The organism is Roseobacter sp. TSBP12 (genome assembly GCF_009129705.1).
In the GTDB taxonomy this organism is placed as follows: domain Bacteria; phylum Pseudomonadota; class Alphaproteobacteria; order Rhodobacterales; family Rhodobacteraceae; genus Celeribacter; species Celeribacter baekdonensis_A.
In genome coordinates this window covers 95,430-116,888 of sequence record NZ_PYIB01000004.1, presented here as the reverse complement: position 1 = coordinate 116,888, position 21,459 = coordinate 95,430, and the positions used below count along the sequence as shown (strand labels likewise).

Below are 21,459 nucleotides of genomic sequence, written 5' to 3'. Positions count from 1 at the left end.
GCGCGTGCCCATGTTCAACCTCTCCACCCTCCTGAGCGAATTCATCACCCTGTGGGTCGTCATTGATCCCATCGGCACCCTGCCCGTGTTCATCGGTGCAACCGCCAGTCTGGAGCCGCGATTGGCCCGCATGGTTGCGGCACGCGCGGTGTTGACGGCCTTTCTCATCCTGTTGCTCTTCATCCTGTTTGGTCAGGTGATTTTGGACGCTTTGGGCCTTGGCCTACCCTCATTCCAAATCGCCGGCGGGCTGGTGCTTTTCCTCTTTGCTCTCACCATGATCTTTGGCGATGGCAAACCCTCGCATGAGGTCGCACAGGTCGAAAAACCGCTCTCCGACCAACATGTGCAGGCCCGCCGCGTGGCCGTCTTTCCGCTGGCGATGCCCTCCATCGCCTCCCCCGGTGCAATGCTGGCCGTGGTCATGCTCACCGACAATGATCGGTTTTCCATGGCGCATCAGGCGATGACCGCCTCGATCATGACCGTTGTCCTGTTGATCACTCTGCTGATCCTCTTGGCCGCCGCCCCCATCCTCAAGGTACTGCGCGAAACCGGCGCGGCCGTGGTCAGCCGGGTGATGGGGATGATTTTGGCGGCTGTGGCGGTGGACACCGTTCTCAAAGGCTTTGTGGCCATTGGCGTCATCCCAAGTTTCTGAGCGCGTGCTGCACAGCCCACCCTCAAAAGCCATGCAGTTTTACCCTCACCCATGCGAAAATCGCATGACGCCTTTGGCGAACCGGCATTGGTGTTAGCGCTAATTCAGGCGCATATAGGAGGCAGAAATTCATCATAGCCCAGAAAGGATCGGCACCATGAAACTTTTCGCCAACCTGAAAAACGCCGCTCAAAAACGGGCCGCTTATCGTCGCACCCTCGCCGAATTGGACGCCCTGCCGCAAAAGGTCAAAACTGATCTCGCCATGGACCATAGCCGCGCCTGCGACCTTGCCCGCCAAGCCATTTACGGCTGAGCGCCCCAACAGTTTCTCATGAAAAAGCCCCGCGGGTTTTCCCGGCGGGGCTTTTATCATCTCTGATTTTTATAATCTCGCAGTGCCGCCTTTCGACGGCAGAAGTGATCACCGCTTGAATTTTGCCAAAAGCCGGTCTGCCACGTCGGGGGCCACGAATTTGGAAATATCCCCATCAAGACGGGCGATCTCTTTGACCAGTTTCGACGCAATCGCCTGATGTTTGGCATCTGCCATCAAAAACACGGTCTCGATATTGCTATCAAGGGCGCGGTTCATGCCAACCATTTGATATTCGTATTCAAAATCCGCCACAGCCCGCAGACCTCGGATAATGATCGACGCATTCACATCGCGGGCGCATTGGATCAACAGGTTTTCAAACGGATGCACCACAATCTCACAGCCTGTCTCATCGGCAATACGGCTTGTGTACTGTTTCAGCATCTCCACCCGCTCTTCGAGCGTGAACAACGGCCCCTTGTCGCGGTTGATTGCCACGCCAATGACCAAACGATCGACCAAAGCACAGGCCCGGCGAATAATATCGCCGTGGCCATGGGTCACAGGGTCAAATGTACCGGGATAGAGTCCGATGCGCATGGGGGTCCTCCTCTTTCTGCGGTGCACGCAACTATATTGCGGGTGCAAAATCAAGGGGATTGGGGCGCGAACGCCCCGTCACCCCGTCATAATCACACCAAACCGCGATGAGAGGGCTCAATGCCCCATGATCATCCCTTCAAGGGCGTTGTTTTCCATCGCCAATTCATCAAGACGCGCTTTCACCACATCGCCAATCGAGACGATGCCGATCATCTTGTCGCCTTCCATCACCGGCATGTGGCGAAACCGCCCCTGGCTCATCCGCTCAAGCACAACAAGCGCGGTATCGGTCGGCTCACAGCTCACCAGTTTGCGGGTCATGAAATCACTGACTTGATGCCCAAGAATCTCGCCGCCAGTCTTGCCCAATTCGCGCACAATATCGCGCTCGGACAGGATGCCTTCGGGGCGCTCAGGGTCTGTGGCCACAATCACCGCACCGATTTTGCGAGACGACAAAAGTGCGGCCGCATCGCCCACGGTCATGTCCGGGCGAATCGTGATGGCTTCGCCAATGACTTTCGATTTCAGAATTTGTCCTACAAGCATAGGCCCTCCCTTATGTGTTTGAGTTCAATCGTCTCCCTGTCCTCAGCGTCCACTGAGCGGGCCGTATCTGTCAAGTCTCGGCTTCAAGACTTTCAACCACAGCGCGCATGTCCACCGCCAACATATCGGCAAAACGCGACAGCCGCTCGACCTTGCGATCGTCGGCATGGCGGACCAAATAAAACGCCCGTTTAAGGCGGATTTGATCGGGCAAAAGCCGTGTCAAACGCGGCACATAGGGCAGGCAAAAATCATGCACGACCCCCAATCCAAGTCCGGCCCGGATCATGTTGAGCTGAACCGAGACCGAATTTGACGTATAATCGACCTTTGAAACCCCGATTTCCTCAAGATAATCGAGTTCCTTGTCGAAAATCAGATCGGGCACATAGCCGACCATCTTATGGGTCGACAGATCCTCTAGCCTGCTCACCTCGCCATGTTGGCGCATGTACCATTTCATCCCGGCGAGCGAGAGGTGATAGTCGGTGATCTTCTGTACCAAAAGCCGCCCGGAGGTCGGCGCGGAGACGCTCACCACAAAATCGACTTCGCGTTTGGACAGGTTGAACAGGCGCGGTTGGGCCACGATTTGCACCTCAAGGTCCGGGTGCGCCTCTGCGATTCGCGCAATCACACGCGGCAACACGTAATTGGCACAGCCATCCGGCGCACCGACCCGGATCACGCCCTTCAGGCCCCGATCTCCCTCGCCGCTCATGTCCTCGGCGCCAAAGGCCACCGCCTGTTCCGCCGCCTCCGCATGGCTCAACAGCCGTCCACCGTCGCGGGTCAGCTCATAGCCCTGGGGCGATTTGGCAAACAACGCCACACCAAGCCCCTCTTCGAGCCGCGCGATCCGCCGCCCCACCGTCGCTGGATCAATTTTCAACTGACGCCCTGCCCCCGACAGGCTTTCGGTGCGCGCCACCGCCAAAAACACCTTTAGATCGTCCCAATTCATGCTCATAGGCGTGTCTTTCCCTTGATGAGAGTTGTCGAACCTCGTGACCTGTACAGGATACCAGCGCGCCGATGTCTCACCACGCGCCCTTTGCAATACTGCAAAATGTTTTTGAAATCTTCCCTCTTTTTAACTCATTTTCGCAAGGCTACCGTGGCGCAAATGAAAAGGAGCCCCCCCATGCAAGAGCTGCAACATTACATCAACGGTGCTTTGGTCGCCGGAACCTCCGGTCGGTTTTCAGATGTGCTGAACCCCTCCACCGGCGAGGTGATCGCACGCGTGCCGCTGGCCAAGCCTGCTGAATTGGACGCAGCGGTGCAAAAAGCCGCCGTGGCGCAACAGGCGTGGGCCAAGGTCAACCCACAGCGCCGCGCAAGGGTGATGATGCGCTTTGGTCAGTTGATCAACGACAACATGGACAAGCTGGCCGAATGCCTGTCGCGCGAGCATGGCAAGACCCTGCCCGATGCCAAAGGCGACGTGCAACGCGGGCTCGAGGTGGTTGAGGTCTGCATGGGCGCGCCTGCGATGCTCAAGGGCGAATATACCGGCGACGCGGGTCCCGGCATCGACCTTTACGCGATGCGTCAACCGCTGGGTGTTGTTGCGGGCATCACGCCGTTCAACTTCCCGGCGATGATCCCGCTGTGGAAAATGGCCCCGGCGATTTCGGCGGGCAATGCGATGATCCTCAAACCCTCTGAACGCACACCGATGACCTCTTTGATGCTGGCCGAGCTGTTCACCGAGGCGGGTCTGCCCGAGGGTGTGTTGCAGGTTGTCCATGGTGACAAAGAGGTGGTGGACGCCATTTTGGACCATGACACCATTCAGGCCGTGGGCTTTGTCGGCTCCACCCCGATCGCGCAATATATTTATGGCCGCGCCGCAACCAATGGCAAACGCGCACAGTGTTTTGGCGGGGCGAAAAACCACATGATCATCATGCCGGACGCTGATCTGGACATGGCTGCCGATGCGCTGGTTGGCGCGGGCTATGGTGCCGCAGGCGAACGCTGCATGGCGATTTCCGTGGCTGTGCCGGTGGGCAAAGAGACCGCAGATCGTTTGATCGCTAAACTGATCCCCAAAATCGAAGCCCTCAAAGTCGGCCCCTACACCGCGGGTGCGGATGTCGATTTCGGCCCGCTGATCACCGCCGCCTCCAAAACCCGCGTCGAGGGCCTGATCGCCTCCGGTGTCGAGCAGGGTGCCAAACTTTTGGTCGATGGTCGTGGTCTGAGCATTCAAGGCTATGAAAACGGCTTTTTCACCGGGGCCTCGCTGTTCGACGATGTGACTCCCGACATGGACATCTATAAAGAGGAAATCTTTGGCCCGGTGCTCTCCACCGTGCGGATGGACAGCTACGAAGAGGCGTTGCAACTGATCATCGCCAATGATTACGGCAATGGCACCGCGATCTACACTGCAGATGGCGACACGGCGCGCGATTTTGCCGCGCGCGTCAATGTCGGCATGGTCGGCATCAACTTCCCGATCCCGGTGCCGTTGTCCTATTATTCCTTTGGCGGCTGGAAAAAATCGGCCTTTGGCGATTTGAACCAATACGGGCCGGACGCGTTCAAATTCTACACAAAAACCAAAACCGTCACCGCACGCTGGTTCTCCGGCATCAAAGACGGTGCGGCTTTGAACTTCAAAGCGATGGACTAAAACTTCACTACATTGAACCAATTGAGACGGGGGGCCTTCGGGTTCCCCGTTTTCATTTGCAGATGCCGAACAGCCTTCGTGTTTCACGCGGATCAAACCCGTCCCGCGCCGCTTGTGAGTTTGTCACAGACAGAGCGGCGAAAACCGCCTATGGTTAAATCAGTGTCACAAAGGGAGACTCCCATGCTCAAACAGAACATCGGCAAGATCGACCGCATTTTGCGGATCGTCGTCGGCGCGGCCCTTATCCTCGGATTTTTCATGAACCCGGATGCGTCGATGCGCTGGCTTTACCTGCTCGGGATCATTCCCTTGGTCACGGGCCTGATGTCGAGCTGCCCGCTCTATTCCATCTTTGGGATCTCGACCTGCCCAATGAAGAAGTAAGGCGTTACGCCGCTTCTGACAGGTTTCTCAGTGCGGCGGGGTTGACCAACGTCACCTCGCCGCGCGCGGTTTCAACCCAGCCACGGCGTTGAAATTCCTGCAACTGACGCGAAATCACTTCCCGCGCGGTGCCCAATTCGGCGGCCAGTTGCGCATGGGTGGCTTTCAACCTGCCCGCCCCTTTCGACAATTCCAACAGCTTTTGCGCCAAACGAATATCGACCTTTTGAAAGGCAATCTCTTCGATCACATGAAACAGATCGGTGATCCGGCGCGAATAGGCGGAAAAGACAAAGGTGCGAAAGCTCTGAGAGTTCGCCACCAGATCGTCAAACACCCGGCGCGGAATAGCCACGGCTTCCACCTCGGTCTCCGCGATGCCTTCGGCGGAATAGTCCTCATAAGCCAAGAGGCACGCTGTGGTCAAAACGCAGCTTTCACCGGCGTGAACGCGGTAAAGCACAATCTCGCGTCCGCCTTCGGTGGTTTGTTGCACCCGCACCGTGCCTTCGAGCAACAACAACAGGTTCTCCGGGCTTTTCCCCGGTCCAAACAGCACCGTACCCAGAGGCAAATGGACGATCTGCGATTGCGCCACAAGCCGTTCGCGCACGCGCGGCTCAAGGGATGATAACCCCGCAAATCGGTCGATCCAGTCCATAGGCCTCATCCCTTTGGTTCAGAGGCTACATTTAGAAGCTTGTGGCCTCTTCGACAATCTCTGTCAGCAAATCTTCGACCGCTTGCATCGGGCCATCGGGGTAATTGGGAAAGCCGATGGTGACTTTTCCGGCTTGGTCGGCGACATAGATCGAATAGGGGCAATAGACGATATTCGCCGGATCGGCCTCCATCACCTGACGCGACACCACCGCCGAGCAGAACAGAAACACGTCGGCCGCATCAAATATCGTGACGTCAGAGCCAACATCCGCGCGGGTGCGTTCCAACATGTCGCCAGTGCGTGAGCGGTAGTCGATGACCAACCCTTTCGAGACGATAGCATCCTCGACCGCGAAGGTCGCATCCTCGAATGTGCCGTCATAGTCAAAGGTGATGGCCGGATCTTCGGCAGAGGCCGGGGATGCGCAAATGAGACCGACCGCAATTGCCTTTATCATTGTTTTCATGTGATTTTCCTCCCTTTGATCTCAGTCTACCACAGAAAAAGGGCGACCCCTAGGCCGCCCTTTCTAACTCTGTTCAATTACTGCGACACTGATTTGAGATATTCAATCACTGCCGCGATTTCGCTGTCTTTTTTCAGCCCCGCAAAGGTCATTTTGGTCTTGGCATAGACGCTCTTGGGCTTGGCCAGGAATTCCGCCAGATGCGCCTCATCCCAAACCGCTCCAGCCTCGTGCGCGCCCAGCATATCATTGGAGTATTTGAATCCATCGACATGGGCAACTTTGGCCATGAACACACCGTTGAGCACCGGACCTGTTTTGTTGGTCGCGCCCTCGCCGGTCTGATGACAGGCTTTGCACTTTTTAAAGACCGTTTCGCCTTTGGCCGCGAGATCGGCATCAAATGCCGCACTCACGACATCGGTCGGGGCTTCAACCGGCGCCTCTTCCGCCACGGCGACCTCAACAGGCGCGGCCTCGGCCACAGGCTCGGCGGCGGCTTGGTCCGTACCCTCTTCTTCGGGGGTCACATCCAAAACAGTCGCCCGTTTGGTGATCTCAACGTTGTCTTTGCAATTTTCGTAACAGGCGTTTTCTTCAGTGAAGATCGTGTATTCACTCGAAGGACGATCATCGACGATAAACCCATCGGCATTGGGCATGTCCACATCGAGGAAGTTCTCGTTGGAGAGCACGAAATCATCCTCAACGATGTAGTTCGAATAGAGGATATAGGCGGTGATCGCGTAGACATCATCATCCGACATGGTCTGCGCATTGCCAAAGGGCATGGAGCGGCGGACGTAGTCATAGACAGTCGAGAGATACGGCCAATAGGAACCGACAGTCTTAAGCGGATCTTTGTCCGCCAAAGTGCCGTCGCCGCCCGCCAGTTTCGGCCAATTGTCCACGCCCTCGGCAAACTCGCCGTGACACACCGCGCAGTTTTCCGAAAAGATCATTTCGCCATCTTCCACCGAGCCGGACCCCACCGGGAGCCCATCGCCATTGGGGGAAATATCAAGGTTCCATGCGGTGATTTCTTCGGGCAAAGCCGGGCGGCCCAGACCGAAGCCCTCGGCAAAAGCCGGGATGGAAAGCGTGGCGGCCAGCGCCGTTGCCGTCATGAGTTTAGGAAGAAACTTCGACATTCTCTGCCTCCCCGTTGGCTTTGACATGCCATGTCTGAATACAGTTGTTGTGATAGACCGAGTTCTCGCCGCGGACCTCGCGCAGCTGCGCTTTGGTCGGTTGAACATAGCCGGTTTCATCATGCGCCCGGCTTTGCAGCAACATCTCCGAGCCGTCCCAATCGGTATCGAGATAAAAGCGGGTGAGCGCCATTTTCTCGCCGGGCTTGGCCAAACGCGCCTTTTCCCAGGTCTTGCCTCCGTCTTTCGACACATCGACGCCGGTGATGGCGCCGCGCCCGGACCACGCCAGACCGGTGATCACCAAAGGCCCGGTGCCATGCGCAATCGGGCTTTGCGGGCTGGGCGAGGTGACGACGGATTTCGCATCCATCACCCATGTCCATTTGCGCGACGTGCCATCCGCCAAAGTGTCGGTGTATTTCGAGGTCTCTTCGCGGCCCTCAACGGCCTGTGCGGTCACTTCGATGCGACGCAGCCATTTGACCCACATGTTGCCTTCCCAACCGGGTACAACCAAGCGCACCGGATAGCCATGCTCCATGCGCAGCGCTTCGCCATTGGCCTTAAACGCCACCATGACGTCATCAAGCGCCTTTTCCATCGGAATGGAGCGACCGTTTGACGACGCGTCCGCACCTTCGACATAGACCCATTTGTCCGACAAATCGCCGGCAGCCGTCAGCCCCGCCTCTTCGAGCAGCGTGCGCAGGGAAACGCCCGAATATTCCATATTGTGGATCATGCCATGGGTGAATTGCGCCCCGTTCAATTGCGCCCCCGCCCATTCCATCCCGGTATTGGCGGCGCACTCCAAGAAGAACGTGCGGTTTTCACGCGGGAAACGCTCCAGATCGGCATAGGTAAAGACCAGAGGTTGATCGACCAAGCCATTGATCATCAAACGGTAATCTTCTTTTTTCAACTCAATCGCACCGGAGTGATGGCGCTCGAAGGCACAGCCCTGCGGCGTGATCGTCCCATCGAGAGCATGGATCGGCGTGAAGTTGATCGAGGAAATCGGATCGGCGGTGAGCACGGTACATTGCGCCGGATCACGTCGCCCTCGTATTTGATCGGCAAGCCATAAGGCGTTTCATCAACGCCCGCGCCGGTGGTCATGGCCCAATCTTGTTTCTCCGTGATCAACGGATCGGGTGTGCCTTGTGCCGAGGCTGACCCTGCGGCCAAACCGACCCCCGTTGCCGCCGCTCCGCGCAAAAACGCGCGGCGCGAGGGGCTTATGTCCTTTTGGGTGTCACTCATGGTGTGTGCTCCCTTTTGAGGTTGTGACGTTTCCGCCCGGCCACTGTGCAGCCTGGGCGACATGTTCAAATGCGATCAGGCGCCGATGACCTGAACCGAGGTGTTCGGTTGCAAGGTGATCGTGCCCTGTTTGCGGATGTGATCTTCGACCACGTCCCAAATCTGCGGCCCTTCGGTGGCCTCATTGACCGAAGCCCAGCCAGCAACGACGTAGTTTTTCGCCGGGTCGAGTTTTTCGCCGGTTTTCAACAGCGTCAGCTCGGAAATCCGCTCTCCCTGCGGTTTGGTGATGTCAATGCGGTAGCCAAGGCCGCCCATCCGCACCATGTCACCGCCCTGTTGGTAATAGGGATCGGGGTTAAAGATGTTATCGGCCACGTCTTCCATGATCGTATGGATGAACTCACCGGTCATCTCGCTCCGGTACGCCTTGCCATAGGTCATCGAGGTGGCGTTCCAAATGTCTTCACGGGTGATGTCATCGCCCGGAAGCAGCGAGGGGCCCCAACGCACGCCCGGAGACATGGCAATATCCGCCTCGCGCTCAGAGATCAGCGCATCACAGATCAGGTCATCCCATGTGCCGTTAAAGTTGCCGCGACGATACAGCAGGCTGTCTGTCTGGCCGATCACCTCGGACATATCGGCCTCATAGGGGGCGCGTTGTTCGTCAATCAACGCGGCGACCTCTTTGTCCGGCTCGATCACATCGGAGAAGATCGGGATCAATTTGTGACGGAAGCCCATCATCCGGCCATCGCGCACATCGAGATCAACGCGGGACACGAATTTGCCGTTGGAGCCAGAGGCAATCAGGATCGTCTCGCCCACCAGCACAGGTTCGGGCAGTGCGTCATGGGTGTGACCCGTCAGGATCACGTCGATGCCGCTGACCAGACCTGCCATCTTTTTATCGACGTCAAAACCGTTGTGCGACAAAAGCACGACCAGCTCTGCGCCCATGGCTTTGACCTCGTCCACCACCTCTTGCATCCGCTCGGTGCGAATGCCGAAAGAGTATTCCGGGAACATCCAGCCGGGGTTGGCAATGGGCATATAGGGAAAGGCCTGACCGATCACGGCGATCTTCACACCACCACGTTCAAAGAATTGGTAGGGCGCGAAATCCTCGGAGGGTTCGTCCCACTCGGCATCAAAAATATTGGCCCCAAGCGCGGCAAAGGGCAGATCGCCGACGATCTCACGCACCCGCTCAGAACCCAGCGTGAATTCCCAATGGAAGGTCATCGCATCGGGTTTGAGCGCGTTCATCACATTGACCATGTCTTGGCCTTCGGTGTGATAACAAGTGTAGGAGCCGTGCCATGTGTCGCCCCCATCCAAGAGCAACGCATCAGGACGGGCGGCGCGGATCGAATTGATCACTGTGGCCACGCGGTCAAGGCCCCCGACTTTGCCGTATGCCCGACCCAGTGCGGAAAAATCCCCCGCCGAGAGCGCGTAATGCGAGGGCGAGTTTTCTTCGATCCCATAGAGTTTGCGGAAATCCGCGCCGGTGACATGGGGCACCTGCCCTTTGTTGCCGCCCACCCCGATGTTGATCGACGGTTCGCGGAAATAGATCGGCTTGAGCTGGGCATGGATGTCGGTGACGTGGATCAGGGAGACATTGCCAAAGGTGTCAAAGTCCAAAAGCTGATCTTGGGTCAGCGCCTGTTGCGCCGCCAAACGGGACCAATTGCCAAAGCCAGACGCTCCCACCAAAGCGGAGGCGGCCATGGAGACCTGAAGGAAGTCACGACGAGAGATCATGCGTGTTGCTCCGTTGCATTTTGCCAAAACCGGCGCATTTGCGGCCAAGTTTCATGCGTAAAATTGAATATATTGAGGAAAACAAAGCCCCGCACAGCACAGCCGGCGGGGCTTTGACAGATCAGTTGCGGACAGACGGGCCTTCGACCGACAGGCCGTTGCCACGCGACGCGACATAAAGCTCAAGTGCTACGAACTCCGGTGAACCCGGCGCAAACGTCTCGGCGCGGGTGTCACGGATACAGCCTTTGAACCGGCTATGTGCGCCCGTCAGCTTGTTGTCTTTGATCCGATACACCGGGAACCCATTGGTCTGGCCCTGCGACAGGTGGTCAGCGCGGATCATGTTGCCGTAGTTCTGCTCATGACAGTTGGCACAGGACAGATCGAGTTGGCCAAAGCGTGTGTAATACATCTCTTTGCCCTGCTCCCATGTCGATTGAGCCGGACCGTCAATGGCCACGTTCATCGGAGTGCCGCGCGCCACAGAGGCCAGAACAGCTTCGAAGTTCAGCATTTTCTTGCTGTCGTATTTCTCAGCTTCCGCACCCATCCGTTCGGTCAGACAATCGTTGATCTGCATCTGAATGGTGTAAACCGCCTCTTTGGCGTCATTCCATTTTGGATAGGTCGGCCGTACAGAGGCCAGGCTTTCCACACCATCGTGACAATCGGCACAGGCTTTGCCTTCAGACCCCATCACGGTGTCGAATTGGGCAAGCCCTTCTTCGGCCCCCAACATGCCGGGGTTGTCGAAATCGTCCATTTCCATCGCCTGCGTGTCATCAGAGCGGAAGCGCCAACCCGACATGATCTCTGTGAGGTGCCCCTCAAGATGCGCGGGCGCCGTCGTCTTGGTGACGATCTCAATCTCGCCGTTGATCACCAGTTCGGCATCCTCATCGGCGAATGCCGGGGCCGCAACGGCAAAAGCGGTCAGGACCGCAGCCGTGCAGAGCTTGGTGGTGAGCGTATTTTTAATGTTCATGCGTTTCTCTCCTCCCTGGGTGTGCCCTATGCGCCCCGATCGTCCGGGCGCATAGGCTGACCTTGGTCAACCGATTGCGATCGGTTTCACGTCTTCGTAGACGGAGCCATCGTCATCGTACCAGGTGAATTTAAATTCACCTGCTTCGGGGACCTGCGCATCGAATTCGAAATACGGGTTGGTGGAAATCGCCGGTTCCATGGTCACGTCGATCACCGACTGACCGTTGAACTCACAGGTAAAGCGATTGATGATCGAGCGCGGGATGATGTTGCCATCACCGTCTTTGCGCTGACCCGATTCCATTGGATGCGAAATCAGGGTTTTGATCGTGATCACCTCGCCAGCAGCAGCCGACTTGGGGACCTTCACGCGGGGTTTGACACCAGATGCCATTGTCTTTGTCTCCTAGAATAAGTCGATTTAGCCGCCGCAGCCGCCGATGGTCACTTTCACGGTCGACGCCGCTTTGATAAAGGAGCCGTCCGCCAGTTTGGCGATGGCCACCACATCCTGCGTGCCTGCAAGGCGAATGCGGGTCGAGGCGGATTGCGATCCGGCCAGGGGGCCGAAGTTGAACGTGGCCACGCCCGGAGTCGGGTTGCCCGTGGCAAACACCGCGATGGCGACCGCACCCGGTGCATTGACCGAGACTGGCACAGTGTTGCCGTTTTCGGCGATTTCCGGCGCGGTCAGGGTGATGTCCCCGCTGCCCGCCTCTGCACCACCGGTAAAGGTGGCCATTTCGTCCTCGGCTGCGGCCGTTGCGCGCCAGGGCAAAAATGCCGCAGCCGTCGCACCAAGCCAAGAGCCAGAGCGTCACGTCGTGTGAGATTCATGGTTTGCTCCTCATAAATTCAGGGGCCGAAAAGGCGATCACTCGTCTTTCAGCGTCATCAAATAGGCCACCACATCTTCGACCTGTTGCGCCGACAAGAGCGGCGGCAGATCAGCAGGTGCGGCTTTGCCCGTAAAGGCGTCGCCCGGACGGTTGAACCCGTCGACCTTATAAAAGGCAGGCATCACAGTGCCTTCGAACGTCATTTTCGGATTGACCACCAGACCGCGCAATTGCGCCTCGTCCCAGCGCGACCCTGCCCCGTCCAACAGCGGGCCGACTTCGCCCGCAAAGGGCACATCGGCATAGTCTGTGGCGGCGTGGCAAGACACGCAGTTGCCGACGGATTTCGTGGTCATGATCGTGCGGCCTTCGGCCGGGTTGCCTGAGGTGCCGGTCAGAGACTGCGCCACTGCGCCTTCCTCAAACTGAATGCTACCCGGGGCCACTTCGGCCATCGCTGCGCTTGCCGTGAGGCCCAGCACAACAAAACAAGTTGCGATACGTTTCATGTCTCCTCCCAAAAGACTTATGTCCTAAACTGTGCGACCTTCCGCATATCTGCGGTACTGGTTTTGGATACCGTAGCGCACCATTTTGTCGCAGGGCAAGAACAAATTCAAAAAATCGAATTTTTCTGCGCTGCGGCAGGTATAGCGCTATCATACCCTCTATTCTGTCAGATTCAAATGACCCGCCTCTTGCTGGAGAACCACTTGACGCGCATGGTATTTTTGGAACGGCTCATCGCCCTCATAGCCATGTTCCAACACCCAACCCATCATGTTGAACGTGGTGTATTTGCCAAAGGCGCCGGGCACGGTCACCACCGCCGCATCCTTGGCGGAGACGCCTTCGGGCACCTCTTCGGGGAAATAGAGATTCGTTGGCGTGAACAGCGCCCCCCATTTTTGCACCATGTCCTTTTCCGGCAAAGACTCACCATCAAAATCGGTCACATCGACGTCGCCAAACATGTTGATTTGAATGACAAAAAAGTTGTCTTCGATCATCTTGGTGATCTCGGGATCGGGGTAAACCTCTTCGTGCATTTTGGTGCAATAGATACAGCCGCGCTGTTCGATCATCACCAAAAGCCGCTTTCCTTCCGCATTGGCTTCGGCCAAATCATCGCGCAGATCTTTGAACGTGTCGCGCTGCCACGGGGTTTTATGCAGACCGTCGTCACCCATTTCAAACGCCAGAGCGGGAGAAAAGGCGAGTACAGAGAGGGTGGCGGCCATCAATGTACGTCGTGCGATTTTCATCATTTTTAAAGACTCCCTTTTGATCCGATTTTAGCAAAGCTCGGGAAGGCTTCCAAAAGCCATGCCGCGATCACATTGACCGAATTTGTGACGATCAGCAGAGCGAACAGGATCAGGAACAGCCCCATCACCTTTTCCACTTTCGGCAAATGGCGGCGGAATTTTGCGGCGAATTTGAGAAACGGTTTAATGAAAAACGCCGCCACCACAAAGGGCGCGGTCATCCCGATCCCAAACACCACCATCATGATCAGCCCGCGCATCGCCGTCGATTCATTCGACGCCATCATCACCACACCGACCAAAACGCCCCCGACACAGGGCGTCCACCCGGCGGCAAAGGCAAGGCCGACCACATAGGACGACCAGATGTTCATGTTTTTGGTATCTCCCGCCTGCATTTGGAACTGGCGGTTGAGAAAACCGATTCGGATGATGCCTAAAAAATGCAGCCCCATGACAAAGACAATTGCGGCAGAGGCAAAGCGAAAGATGTCCTGATGGCTGCGAAACGCCTGCGACAGAGAAAAAGCGGCCGCGCCCAAAAGCACAAAGACCGTGATGATTCCGAGCGAAAACATCACACTTGATAACACGGCCCGGCGGCGCACGCCCGGGGCCAAATCGCCCTCGGCGTTGATTTCCCCCATCGAAGCCCCCGCCATATAAGACAGGTAGAACGGCACGATCGGCAGGATACAGGGTGAGAAAAACACCACCAACCCGCCCAAAAGGGCCGAGATAAAATTAACGTCGAACATTCAGTCCTCCCTAATGTGAATGAAGACTCCACTGCCAGATCGGCTCTTTGAGCGGCTGCATGGCGGAGCTCCTCCTCCGCTCATGAGTGATCCGTGACTTGTGTCATTCACATATTCAAATTAGGTTGTTTATGTCGCACCCGTCAATTGGTATACATATGTTGACAAAAATTCTGGCGTCAATCGCCGCCCTGATCGTATCGATTCTCCCCGCCTTTGCCACCGAACTGGTTATGGTGGAGCAAGACGGATGTGCCTATTGCGCCCGCTGGGATGCGGAAATTTCTGAGATTTATCCCAAAACGCCTGAGGGCAAATTCGCCCCTCTGCGTCGGGTCGATCTGCACGCGCCACTGCCAGAGGACCTGACCTTCAAAGGCCCGGTGATCTTTACGCCCACTTTCGTTCTCGTGGAGGACGGGATCGAACAGGGGCGGATCGAAGGCTATGCCGGTGACGAAATGTTTTGGGCGATGTTGACTATCACCCTACGCGACCACAGTGAGTTTGATGTTGAGGCCGTTCACGCCACACAGGCACCAAAGCCCTAAATCTCTCGGGAGGAGATCCATGAAACACTTTATTTTCGCAGCTATAACAGCCACTTGCACCCTCGCAACCCCAATCCTTGCTCAAGACAGCGACGACGCCTTCGTCACCTTCAAAGTGCTCAAACCCGAGGTCGCCCAAACCGCCGCCTTGGCCGCGATGCAAAGCTGTCGCGAGGCGGGCTATCAGGTCGGCGTCATGGTGGTGGATCGGTTTGGCAGTCCACAGGTCTATCTGCGCGACCGCTATGCCGGGCTGCACGTCTTTGAAACCGCCCGGCGCAAGGCCTGGACCGCCGTGTCCTTTCGCACCGATACGATGTCTCTCAGTGGCCTGACCGAACCCGGACAAATGATGGCCGGGATTCGCGAATTGACAGAACCGCTTGCTTTGGGGGGAGGTCTTGTGATTGAAGCAGCAGGCTCTATAGTAGCTGGCATCGGTGTTTCTGGTGCCCCAGGCCCAGATCTCGATGCGGAATGCGCCCAAGCGGGCATTGACGCGATTATGGATGACATCGCCTTCTAGAGGACAAATGAGGTGGACACAGTGAATTCGCCTTTGCCGGTAATTTCTGAGAACATGTCAGAAGATGACATGGACGTCATGATGGCCTCTGCCTGTGACGCGTCTCAGCTTTTGAAAGCGCTCTCGCATGAAGGTCGCCTGATGATCTTGTGTCATCTGGTCACCGGCGAGAAATCCGTCACCGAGTTGGAAGACCTCCTGTCCGCCCGCCAAGCCGCCGTGAGCCAACAACTCGCCCGGCTGCGTCTCGAAGGTCTGGTCACGCCCCGGCGCGACGGCAAAGCGATTTACTATTCCTTGACGGATGATCGTCCCAAACGCATCCTTGAAGTCATCTACGACATGTTCTGTTCGGTGGATGGCGGGAAAATGAAGCGCGGCTAAAGCCCCCTTCACGCTCCCGTAGGGAGGGAGACGACATGTTCGATCTGTTAGACCCGGGGCTGCTTGCAGCTCTGATCGGTGGTGCCGGTGGCCTCGTCTTGGGGCTGGCCGCGCGTTTGGGGCGGTTTTGCTCCATGGGCGCCATTGAAGACGCCCTGTATCAAGGCTCCGATTTGCGCGCCCGGCAATGGGGCGTGGCGCTTGGTGTGGCCTTGATTGGCACCTTCACCCTCATCGGCTTTGGCCTGTTCGATCCCGCCATGTCGCCCTATTTGGCCCTTAAATGGTATCCCATGGCCTCAATCACCGGAGGCCTGATGTTTGGCTATGGCATGGCGCTGGCGGGCAATTGCGGCTTTGGCGCCTTGGCGCGTTTGGGCGGTGGCGATCTGCGCAATTTCGTCATTGTTTTGGTCATGGGGCTGGCGACATATGTCGCGCTCAATGGCCCACTGGCCGAATTGCGTGTCACCCTGTTTCCGCCCCGCCCGGCCTCCGCCCTGCCCGGCTTTGCCCATGCGGTTTCAGGGGCGTTTGGCCTGCCGACCGTGGCCACGGGGATTGTCGCAGGTCTTGCCATCCTCACCCTCGCCCTCTCGTCTCGTGCCTTTCGCGCACAGCGGCGCTTGATCCTCTGGGGAAGCGCGGTGGGTCTGGCCATCGTCTCTGGTTGGGCTGGGACAAGCTGGCTCTCTCTGGCCACTTTCGAGGCCGAACCCGTCGCCTCCCACACCTTCTCCGCCCCCATTGGTGACACGTTGTTTTACCTGATGACCTCGTCGGCCTCCTCGCCCGGCTTTGGTGTCGGCTCGGTCATCGGGGTGCTTTTGGGCGCGGCCATCGGTTCGCTGATCAAAGGCCAGTTCCGTTGGGAAGCCTGCGAAGACCCGCGCGAATTGAAACGCCAAATCGGCGGTGCGGCTTTGATGGGCGTCGGTGCCGTGGTCGGCTTTGGCTGCACCGTCGGCCAAGGCCTTTCGGCCTTTTCCGTTCTGGCCTTCTCCGCCCCCGTGACCATCATCGCCATCATCATCGGCGCGGCCATCGGGTTGCGGCAATTGATCTATGGCTTTGCGTTTGGCCGCTGAGACGGCCCGAACGGTCTTTGCGGTCTATCTAAAGGTCCGGTCTGCGAACGAACCGGTCCTTCGTTGCACTGGCAGCAAGTGCCGCTTTTGCGCAATTCTGTCATACCCATTTCCGTAAGGGTGCCGCCCTTAACGGTCCATCGCGCCTTTGCCTGCCAATATTTTATCACGGAATTTCTCTATCCGGGCCATCCGGGTCGCGGATTGCTTTGCCTGATTGAGGTTGAACATATAGCTTTTCTGCCGGCCTGGTGTCAGTGCATGAAACGCCTCGGCCAGCTCCGGATCGGCATCCAGCGCCTCGGTCAGTTCATCCGGCATGTCGATCTCGCGGTCTACTTTAGGTGGTTTCGTGCCTGCCTCGGCATGAACCATCAACTGCCTCAGATAGGCTCGTATCACCGGCTCCATGGCGCGAACCTGCGCGACATCGCTAAAGCGGATCATTCCCGGCGTTTGGCTGTTCGGTCCCTGCCGCTCCAGCACGCCTTCGGTGTCTGCCAATAAGCCGGGGTTCATGAAGCTCAGCCTGAAGTCGCCCCTAAATGCGGTTAAAATTGCGATGTTGCGGCCAGCATGCATATAGGTGGGATGCGCCCATTTCACGGTTTCTTTCAGTCCCACATCGCGGCAAATGTGGCGCAGATCATTCAGCCCGTCGATCCATAACCGGATCGAACACTCCGGTGTCGCGAAACGGTCGCATCGACCACATCCCTTGGTAAAGAAATCATCCGCGTCGGCAATCATCGCCATGGCCGCCATCCTTGTCGTACCCGAGCCACCCTATAGTAGAATGACCTCATGATAACCCTATCCTGAAACCTAAGACAATCACAGCCGAAGCGCAGGTTTGAGTGCTTCGCACCAATTCTCACGTCGCGCTGTATTAACCAAAATGACTCAAAGCCATCGTATGTTATGCACCAAACAAATGGTCGCTTTTCCTCTTCCGCATGTACTCCACATCAGCGACATCTGAGCCCCCTCCCCCCCGGATCAACACCTGAAGGTCGGCCACATTCGTTCCGGTCGCCCCGATTTGCAACAAATCCCCTGCGGCCTCTAGCCCGTGATAGCTGTCATTGCGGGCCAGAACATCTTGCGGATCAAGCCCAGAGGCCCGCATCCGATCCAGCGTGCCGGGATCGACCATGCCGCCCGCCGCATCTGTCGGACCATCGCGCCCATCCGTGCCGCCAGAGAGAAACACATAGTCTTTCAGCCCCTGTTCTTCGGCCAAAACCGCCACGCGCAGCGCCAGTTCCTGGTTGCGCCCGCCCATGCCGTCTCCGGTCAGTTTCACCGTGGTTTCGCCACCAAACAGGAAAATCCCCGGCTCGATCGCGCTCTCAACAATGGTGCGCGCCGCCTCTGCGACATCGCCCTCAAGCGGGATCGGAAAGACATGAACGCCCTGTGTCGCGCCGCCCCCCGCCGCGCGGGCCATGGCCGCCACTGATATTTTATTCGACCCAATCAACGCCACTTCACTCTCGGGCAAAGGCCCAAGATCGGGACGTGGCCGCGCCAAATACTCCGCCACGGCGGTGGGCAATTTGTCCCACAGATCAAGCTCTTGCAGCATCTCGACCGCGTCTTCGCGGGTGCCAATGGGCGAAACCGTCGGCCCCGAGGCAATGGCACGCAGATCATCAGAGACCACGTCCGACAGCAACAGCGCCGTCACTTTCGAGGGCGCCGCGGCGCGCAAAAAACCGCCGCCTTTGAGTCGAGATAACTGTTGGCGCACGAGATTCATCGCCACAATATCCGCGCCCGAACCCAGCAAAAGCCGATTGACCTCCGCCTTATCCTCAAGTGAGACGCCGGGCACGGGGGCGGGCAAAAGCGCCGATCCGCCGCCCGAAATCAACGCCAAAACGTCGCCCTTGGCATGGGCCAGCGCATCCTCGATCAAAAGCGCCGCCCGCGCGCCTTCAAAATCAGGCACCGGATGTGCCGCCGCGCGCATCTCGGCCCCCTCCAGCGGCCTCGCATTCTCGTAATTGGTCACCACGATCACCCGCGCCGCATCGACCTGACGCATCGCCGCCTCGGCCATGCTGCGCGCCGCCTTGCCAACCGCGATGATCAAAGGCGCGTTGAACCTCCGTCCCTTGAGGGCGTCTTCAACGGCATGGGCGGGATCGGCGCTCGCGACACCTGTGAGGAAAATCTCGCGGGCTTGCCGGCGCATCTGGTCCAGTTGTGTCATGGCTGGGGTCTCTGTTTGGGATTGTCTGTTCGGGACTGTCTGTGCTGCATCTGCATAGCCGGATGGTGTCACGATCAGACTGCGGCGTCCAGCACCCTTGCCAAGACGCCCGGATCAGACCAGATTCCCCCAAACGAACAGAACGGACTCCGCCATGCAAGAGCTTCCCCTCACTCGCGATTTGGTCCTGATTGGCGGCGGTCACACCCATGCGCTGATCCTCAAACGCTGGGGCATGAATCCCCTGCCCGGTGTGCGTGTCACGGTGATCAATCCGGGTGCGGTTGCCGCCTATTCCGGCATGTTGCCGGGGTTTGTTGCGGGGCATTATCAACGGCAGGATTTGGAACTTGACCTGTTGCGTTTGGCGCGGTTTGCCGGGGCGCGGGCGGTTTTGGGACGCGCCACTGGCATTGATCGCGCGGCCAGGCTGATCCATGTCGAAGGCCGCCCTCCCATCGCCTATGATGTCGCCTCCATTGACATCGGCATCACCTCCGCCATGCCCGATCTGCCGGGGTTTGCCGATCATGGCATCGCCGCCAAGCCACTTGAGGCCTTCGCCAGCCGGTGGCACGCGTTTCGCGCCCGCGCATTGCGCGGCGAGGTGGTGCCTGAGGTGGCGGTGATCGGTGGCGGCGTGGCAGGCGCAGAATTGGCCATGGCCATGGCCCATGCCTTGCGCGCGCTCTCTTCGGCCAAAGTCACCCTGATCGACCGCAGCGAGATCCTGTCAGAGTTGCGCCGCAGCACCCGCCGCGCCCTCTTGGAGGCATTGGCGACATCCGGCGTTGCCCTACGACCGCAGTGCGAGGTGGACGAAATTGGCCCAGAGACGATCACCCTTGGTGACGGGTCCACCCTGCCTTCCCACTTTACCTTGGGGGCGGCGGGTGCGCGGCCTTATGATTGGTTGGCACAGACCGGGCTTGATCTGAGCGACGGCTTTGTCACCGTTGGCCCGAGCTTGCAAAGCTCCGACCCTATGATCTTAGCAGCGGGCGATTGCGTCCATATGGCCCATGCGCCACGTCCCAAAGCCGGGGTGTTCGCCGTGCGGCAGGCCCCGGTGTTGTACTACAACCTGCGCGCACTTTTATCGGAGCCCGCCGAGCGCGCCGATCTGCGCACCTATCATCCGCAAAACGACTATCTCAAACTGATCTCGTTGGGGTCGAAATCGGCGCTTGCCGATAAGTCTGGCATCCGTATGTCTGGGCCAGTGATGTGGCGGTGGAAGAACCATATTGATCTCGCATTCATGTCGAAACTCAAAGACTTATCCCCGATGACCGCAAAGCCTTTACCAGACCGTGTGGCCTTGGGGCTGCGCGATGAGGTGGAGGGCAAAAAGCCGATGTGCGGCGCGTGCGGGGCCAAGGTCGGGGGCGATATTTTGACCCGCGTTTTGCACGCCTCGGACGGCACAGACCCGCACCCAGATCGCGGTGACGTTCTGCATTTGCCCGGCGATGATGCCGCGATTTTGACCCATGGCGACACCTGGCAAGTGGCCTCGGTCGATCACCTGCGCAGCTTTGTCACCGATCCGGTGTTGATGACCCGGATCACCGCCACCCATGCACTGGGTGACATCTGGGCGATGGGGGCAGCACCTCAGGCGGTTTTGGCGACGATCACCCTACCGCCTCTGAGCGCCGCGTTACAGGAACGTTGGCTCACTGAGATCATGCAGGCGGCGCAGGACGTCTTTGCCGCAGAAGGTGCGCAGATCATCGGCGGGCATACATCTATGGGGGCGGAACTGTCGATGGGCTTTACCGTCACCGGGCTTTTGGATCGTCCTATTACCCTCAAAGGCGCGCGTCCGGGCGATCAGATCATTCTGACCAAACCGATTGGCACGGGTGTGATGTTGGCGGCGGACATGGCGATGCAGGCCCATGGCCGCGACATGGAACGGGCCTATGCCTCGATGGTGCAAAGCTCGGGCGCCGCCTCGCGGATTTTAAATGCGGCCCATGCGATGACCGATGTGACGGGATTTGGATTGGCTGGGCATTTGCTTGGGATCTGCCGCGCCTCACAGGTTGGCGCGCATTTGCGCCTCGCGGATGTGCCGCTATTGCCGGGGGCTTTGACGCTGGCGAAATCCGGGATGCGCTCGACCATTTTTCCCGCCAACCGCGCCTATGCCGCAGAATATCAAGGGCCAGAAACCGCCCGCGCCGATCTGTTGTTTGATCCGCAAACGGCGGGCGGGTTGTTGGCCACCGTGTCGCCAATGCGGGCCGAGAAACTCCTCAGTGTATTGCGCGATGCAGGCTATCCCTCAGCGATCATTGGAGAAATCACAGAGACTTCGGGGCTGCTGTCTGTGACAGAGTGAGCCG

Annotated in this window: 23 protein-coding genes and 2 pseudogenes; 9 read left to right on the top strand and 16 right to left on the bottom strand. The window is 58.2% G+C overall.

All coding sequences use genetic code 11. The annotated features are described in order from the left end of the window. The first annotated feature begins 10 nt into the window (after positions 1 to 10). Together C8029_RS01590 and C8029_RS21920 are read left to right on the top strand one after the other, a co-directional pair. Positions 11 to 661 (top strand): MarC family protein, encoded by a 651-nt coding sequence (locus C8029_RS01590; protein ID WP_009571521.1) that lies wholly within the window; start codon positions 11 to 13, stop codon positions 659 to 661. A gap of 157 nt (positions 662 to 818) precedes the next feature. Then, positions 819 to 977 (top strand): hypothetical protein, encoded by a 159-nt coding sequence (locus C8029_RS21920; protein WP_193217567.1) that lies wholly within the window; start codon positions 819 to 821, stop codon positions 975 to 977. A 108-nt stretch (positions 978 to 1,085) separates the two neighbouring features. Here the strand turns inward: C8029_RS21920 and coaD are convergent, their stop codons facing one another. The 3 genes from coaD to C8029_RS01575 form a co-directional block, all read right to left on the bottom strand. Beyond that, the gene (coaD, locus tag C8029_RS01585) at positions 1,086 to 1,580 is read right to left on the bottom strand and encodes a pantetheine-phosphate adenylyltransferase (RefSeq protein WP_009571522.1); all 495 of its coding nucleotides are present in this window, start codon (positions 1,578 to 1,580) and stop codon (positions 1,086 to 1,088) included. Between the two features lie 117 nt (positions 1,581 to 1,697). Beyond that, a complete protein-coding gene (locus tag C8029_RS01580) occupies positions 1,698 to 2,132 on the bottom strand; it encodes a CBS domain-containing protein (RefSeq protein ID WP_009571523.1) in 435 nt (144 codons plus the stop codon). Between the two features lie 70 nt (positions 2,133 to 2,202). Then, positions 2,203 to 3,096, bottom strand: coding sequence for a LysR family transcriptional regulator (locus C8029_RS01575; protein WP_040402080.1), 894 nt, complete (start codon positions 3,094 to 3,096; stop codon positions 2,203 to 2,205). 180 nt (positions 3,097 to 3,276) lie between these two features. Here C8029_RS01575 and C8029_RS01570 point away from each other — a divergent pair, with 180 nt between their 5' ends. Beyond that, positions 3,277 to 4,776, top strand: coding sequence for a CoA-acylating methylmalonate-semialdehyde dehydrogenase (locus C8029_RS01570; RefSeq protein WP_152002095.1), 1,500 nt, complete (start codon positions 3,277 to 3,279; stop codon positions 4,774 to 4,776). Between the two features lie 183 nt (positions 4,777 to 4,959). After that, entirely contained in the window at positions 4,960 to 5,163 is a 204-nt protein-coding gene (locus C8029_RS01565; protein ID WP_009571526.1) for a YgaP family membrane protein, read from the top strand. Positions 5,164 to 5,167: 4 nt separating this feature from the next. Here the strand turns inward: C8029_RS01565 and C8029_RS01560 are convergent, their stop codons facing one another. The 11 genes and pseudogenes from C8029_RS01560 to C8029_RS01510 all read right to left on the bottom strand — a co-directional run bounded on the left by C8029_RS01560 (position 5,168) and on the right by C8029_RS01510 (position 14,338). Continuing rightward, positions 5,168 to 5,824, bottom strand: a complete 657-nt coding sequence (locus tag C8029_RS01560; protein ID WP_009571527.1) for a Crp/Fnr family transcriptional regulator — start codon at positions 5,822 to 5,824, stop codon at positions 5,168 to 5,170. Positions 5,825 to 5,855: 31 nt separating this feature from the next. Beyond that, on the bottom strand, positions 5,856 to 6,293 hold the full coding sequence (locus C8029_RS01555) for a DUF302 domain-containing protein (protein ID WP_009571528.1): 438 nt from the start codon (positions 6,291 to 6,293) through the stop codon (positions 5,856 to 5,858). 77 nt (positions 6,294 to 6,370) lie between these two features. Continuing rightward, the gene (locus C8029_RS01550; protein WP_040402008.1) at positions 6,371 to 7,444 is read right to left on the bottom strand and encodes a c-type cytochrome; all 1,074 of its coding nucleotides are present in this window, start codon (positions 7,442 to 7,444) and stop codon (positions 6,371 to 6,373) included. After that, positions 7,425 to 8,710 (bottom strand): annotated as a pseudogene (soxC, locus tag C8029_RS01545) (sulfite dehydrogenase). The gene C8029_RS01550 and the pseudogene soxC overlap by 20 nt, the downstream one beginning before the upstream one ends. 75 nt (positions 8,711 to 8,785) lie before the next feature. Next, positions 8,786 to 10,483 carry a thiosulfohydrolase SoxB gene (soxB, locus tag C8029_RS01540; protein ID WP_009571531.1) on the bottom strand — a complete coding sequence of 566 codons (1,698 nt, stop codon included), beginning with the start codon at positions 10,481 to 10,483 and terminating at the stop codon, positions 8,786 to 8,788. A 121-nt stretch (positions 10,484 to 10,604) separates the two neighbouring features. Continuing rightward, positions 10,605 to 11,471, bottom strand: coding sequence for a sulfur oxidation c-type cytochrome SoxA (gene soxA, locus C8029_RS01535; RefSeq protein WP_009571532.1), 867 nt, complete (start codon positions 11,469 to 11,471; stop codon positions 10,605 to 10,607). Between the two features lie 66 nt (positions 11,472 to 11,537). Next, positions 11,538 to 11,867 (bottom strand): thiosulfate oxidation carrier complex protein SoxZ, encoded by a 330-nt coding sequence (gene soxZ / locus C8029_RS01530; RefSeq protein ID WP_009571533.1) that lies wholly within the window; start codon positions 11,865 to 11,867, stop codon positions 11,538 to 11,540. 27 nt (positions 11,868 to 11,894) lie between these two features. Then, positions 11,895 to 12,310: pseudogene (gene soxY / locus C8029_RS01525) on the bottom strand (thiosulfate oxidation carrier protein SoxY). 37 nt (positions 12,311 to 12,347) lie between these two features. After that, positions 12,348 to 12,821 (bottom strand): sulfur oxidation c-type cytochrome SoxX, encoded by a 474-nt coding sequence (gene soxX, locus C8029_RS01520; protein ID WP_009571535.1) that lies wholly within the window; start codon positions 12,819 to 12,821, stop codon positions 12,348 to 12,350. Between the two features lie 159 nt (positions 12,822 to 12,980). After that, entirely contained in the window at positions 12,981 to 13,577 is a 597-nt protein-coding gene (locus C8029_RS01515) for a thioredoxin family protein (protein WP_414632328.1), read from the bottom strand. A gap of 5 nt (positions 13,578 to 13,582) precedes the next feature. Next, entirely contained in the window at positions 13,583 to 14,338 is a 756-nt protein-coding gene (locus C8029_RS01510) for a cytochrome c biogenesis CcdA family protein (RefSeq protein WP_009571537.1), read from the bottom strand. A gap of 158 nt (positions 14,339 to 14,496) precedes the next feature. Here C8029_RS01510 and C8029_RS01505 point away from each other — a divergent pair, with 158 nt between their 5' ends. Genes C8029_RS01505 through C8029_RS01490 form a run of 4 tightly spaced genes read left to right on the top strand, consistent with a single transcriptional unit; the run spans position 14,497 to position 16,887 of the window. Then, the gene (locus C8029_RS01505; RefSeq protein ID WP_009571538.1) at positions 14,497 to 14,889 is read left to right on the top strand and encodes a thioredoxin fold domain-containing protein; all 393 of its coding nucleotides are present in this window, start codon (positions 14,497 to 14,499) and stop codon (positions 14,887 to 14,889) included. A gap of 19 nt (positions 14,890 to 14,908) precedes the next feature. Then, complete coding sequence (locus tag C8029_RS01500) at positions 14,909 to 15,415, top strand: GlcG/HbpS family heme-binding protein (RefSeq protein ID WP_009571539.1); 507 nt, start codon at positions 14,909 to 14,911, stop codon at positions 15,413 to 15,415. 54 nt (positions 15,416 to 15,469) lie between these two features. Continuing rightward, entirely contained in the window at positions 15,470 to 15,799 is a 330-nt protein-coding gene (locus C8029_RS01495) for an ArsR/SmtB family transcription factor (RefSeq protein WP_040402083.1), read from the top strand. A gap of 35 nt (positions 15,800 to 15,834) precedes the next feature. Further along, positions 15,835 to 16,887 (top strand): YeeE/YedE family protein, encoded by a 1,053-nt coding sequence (locus tag C8029_RS01490; RefSeq protein ID WP_152002094.1) that lies wholly within the window; start codon positions 15,835 to 15,837, stop codon positions 16,885 to 16,887. Between the two features lie 129 nt (positions 16,888 to 17,016). On the opposite strand, the gene C8029_RS01485 is transcribed toward C8029_RS01490, so the two are convergent. Next, entirely contained in the window at positions 17,017 to 17,643 is a 627-nt protein-coding gene (locus tag C8029_RS01485; protein WP_009571542.1) for a YdeI/OmpD-associated family protein, read from the bottom strand. A gap of 163 nt (positions 17,644 to 17,806) precedes the next feature. After that, entirely contained in the window at positions 17,807 to 19,105 is a 1,299-nt protein-coding gene (locus tag C8029_RS01480) for a glycerate kinase type-2 family protein (RefSeq protein WP_152002093.1), read from the bottom strand. Positions 19,106 to 19,259: 154 nt separating this feature from the next. Between C8029_RS01480 and selD the strand changes: the two genes are divergently transcribed. Next, entirely contained in the window at positions 19,260 to 21,455 is a 2,196-nt protein-coding gene (gene selD, locus C8029_RS01475) for a selenide, water dikinase SelD (RefSeq protein WP_152002092.1), read from the top strand. Positions 21,456 to 21,459: the final 4 nt, after the last annotated feature.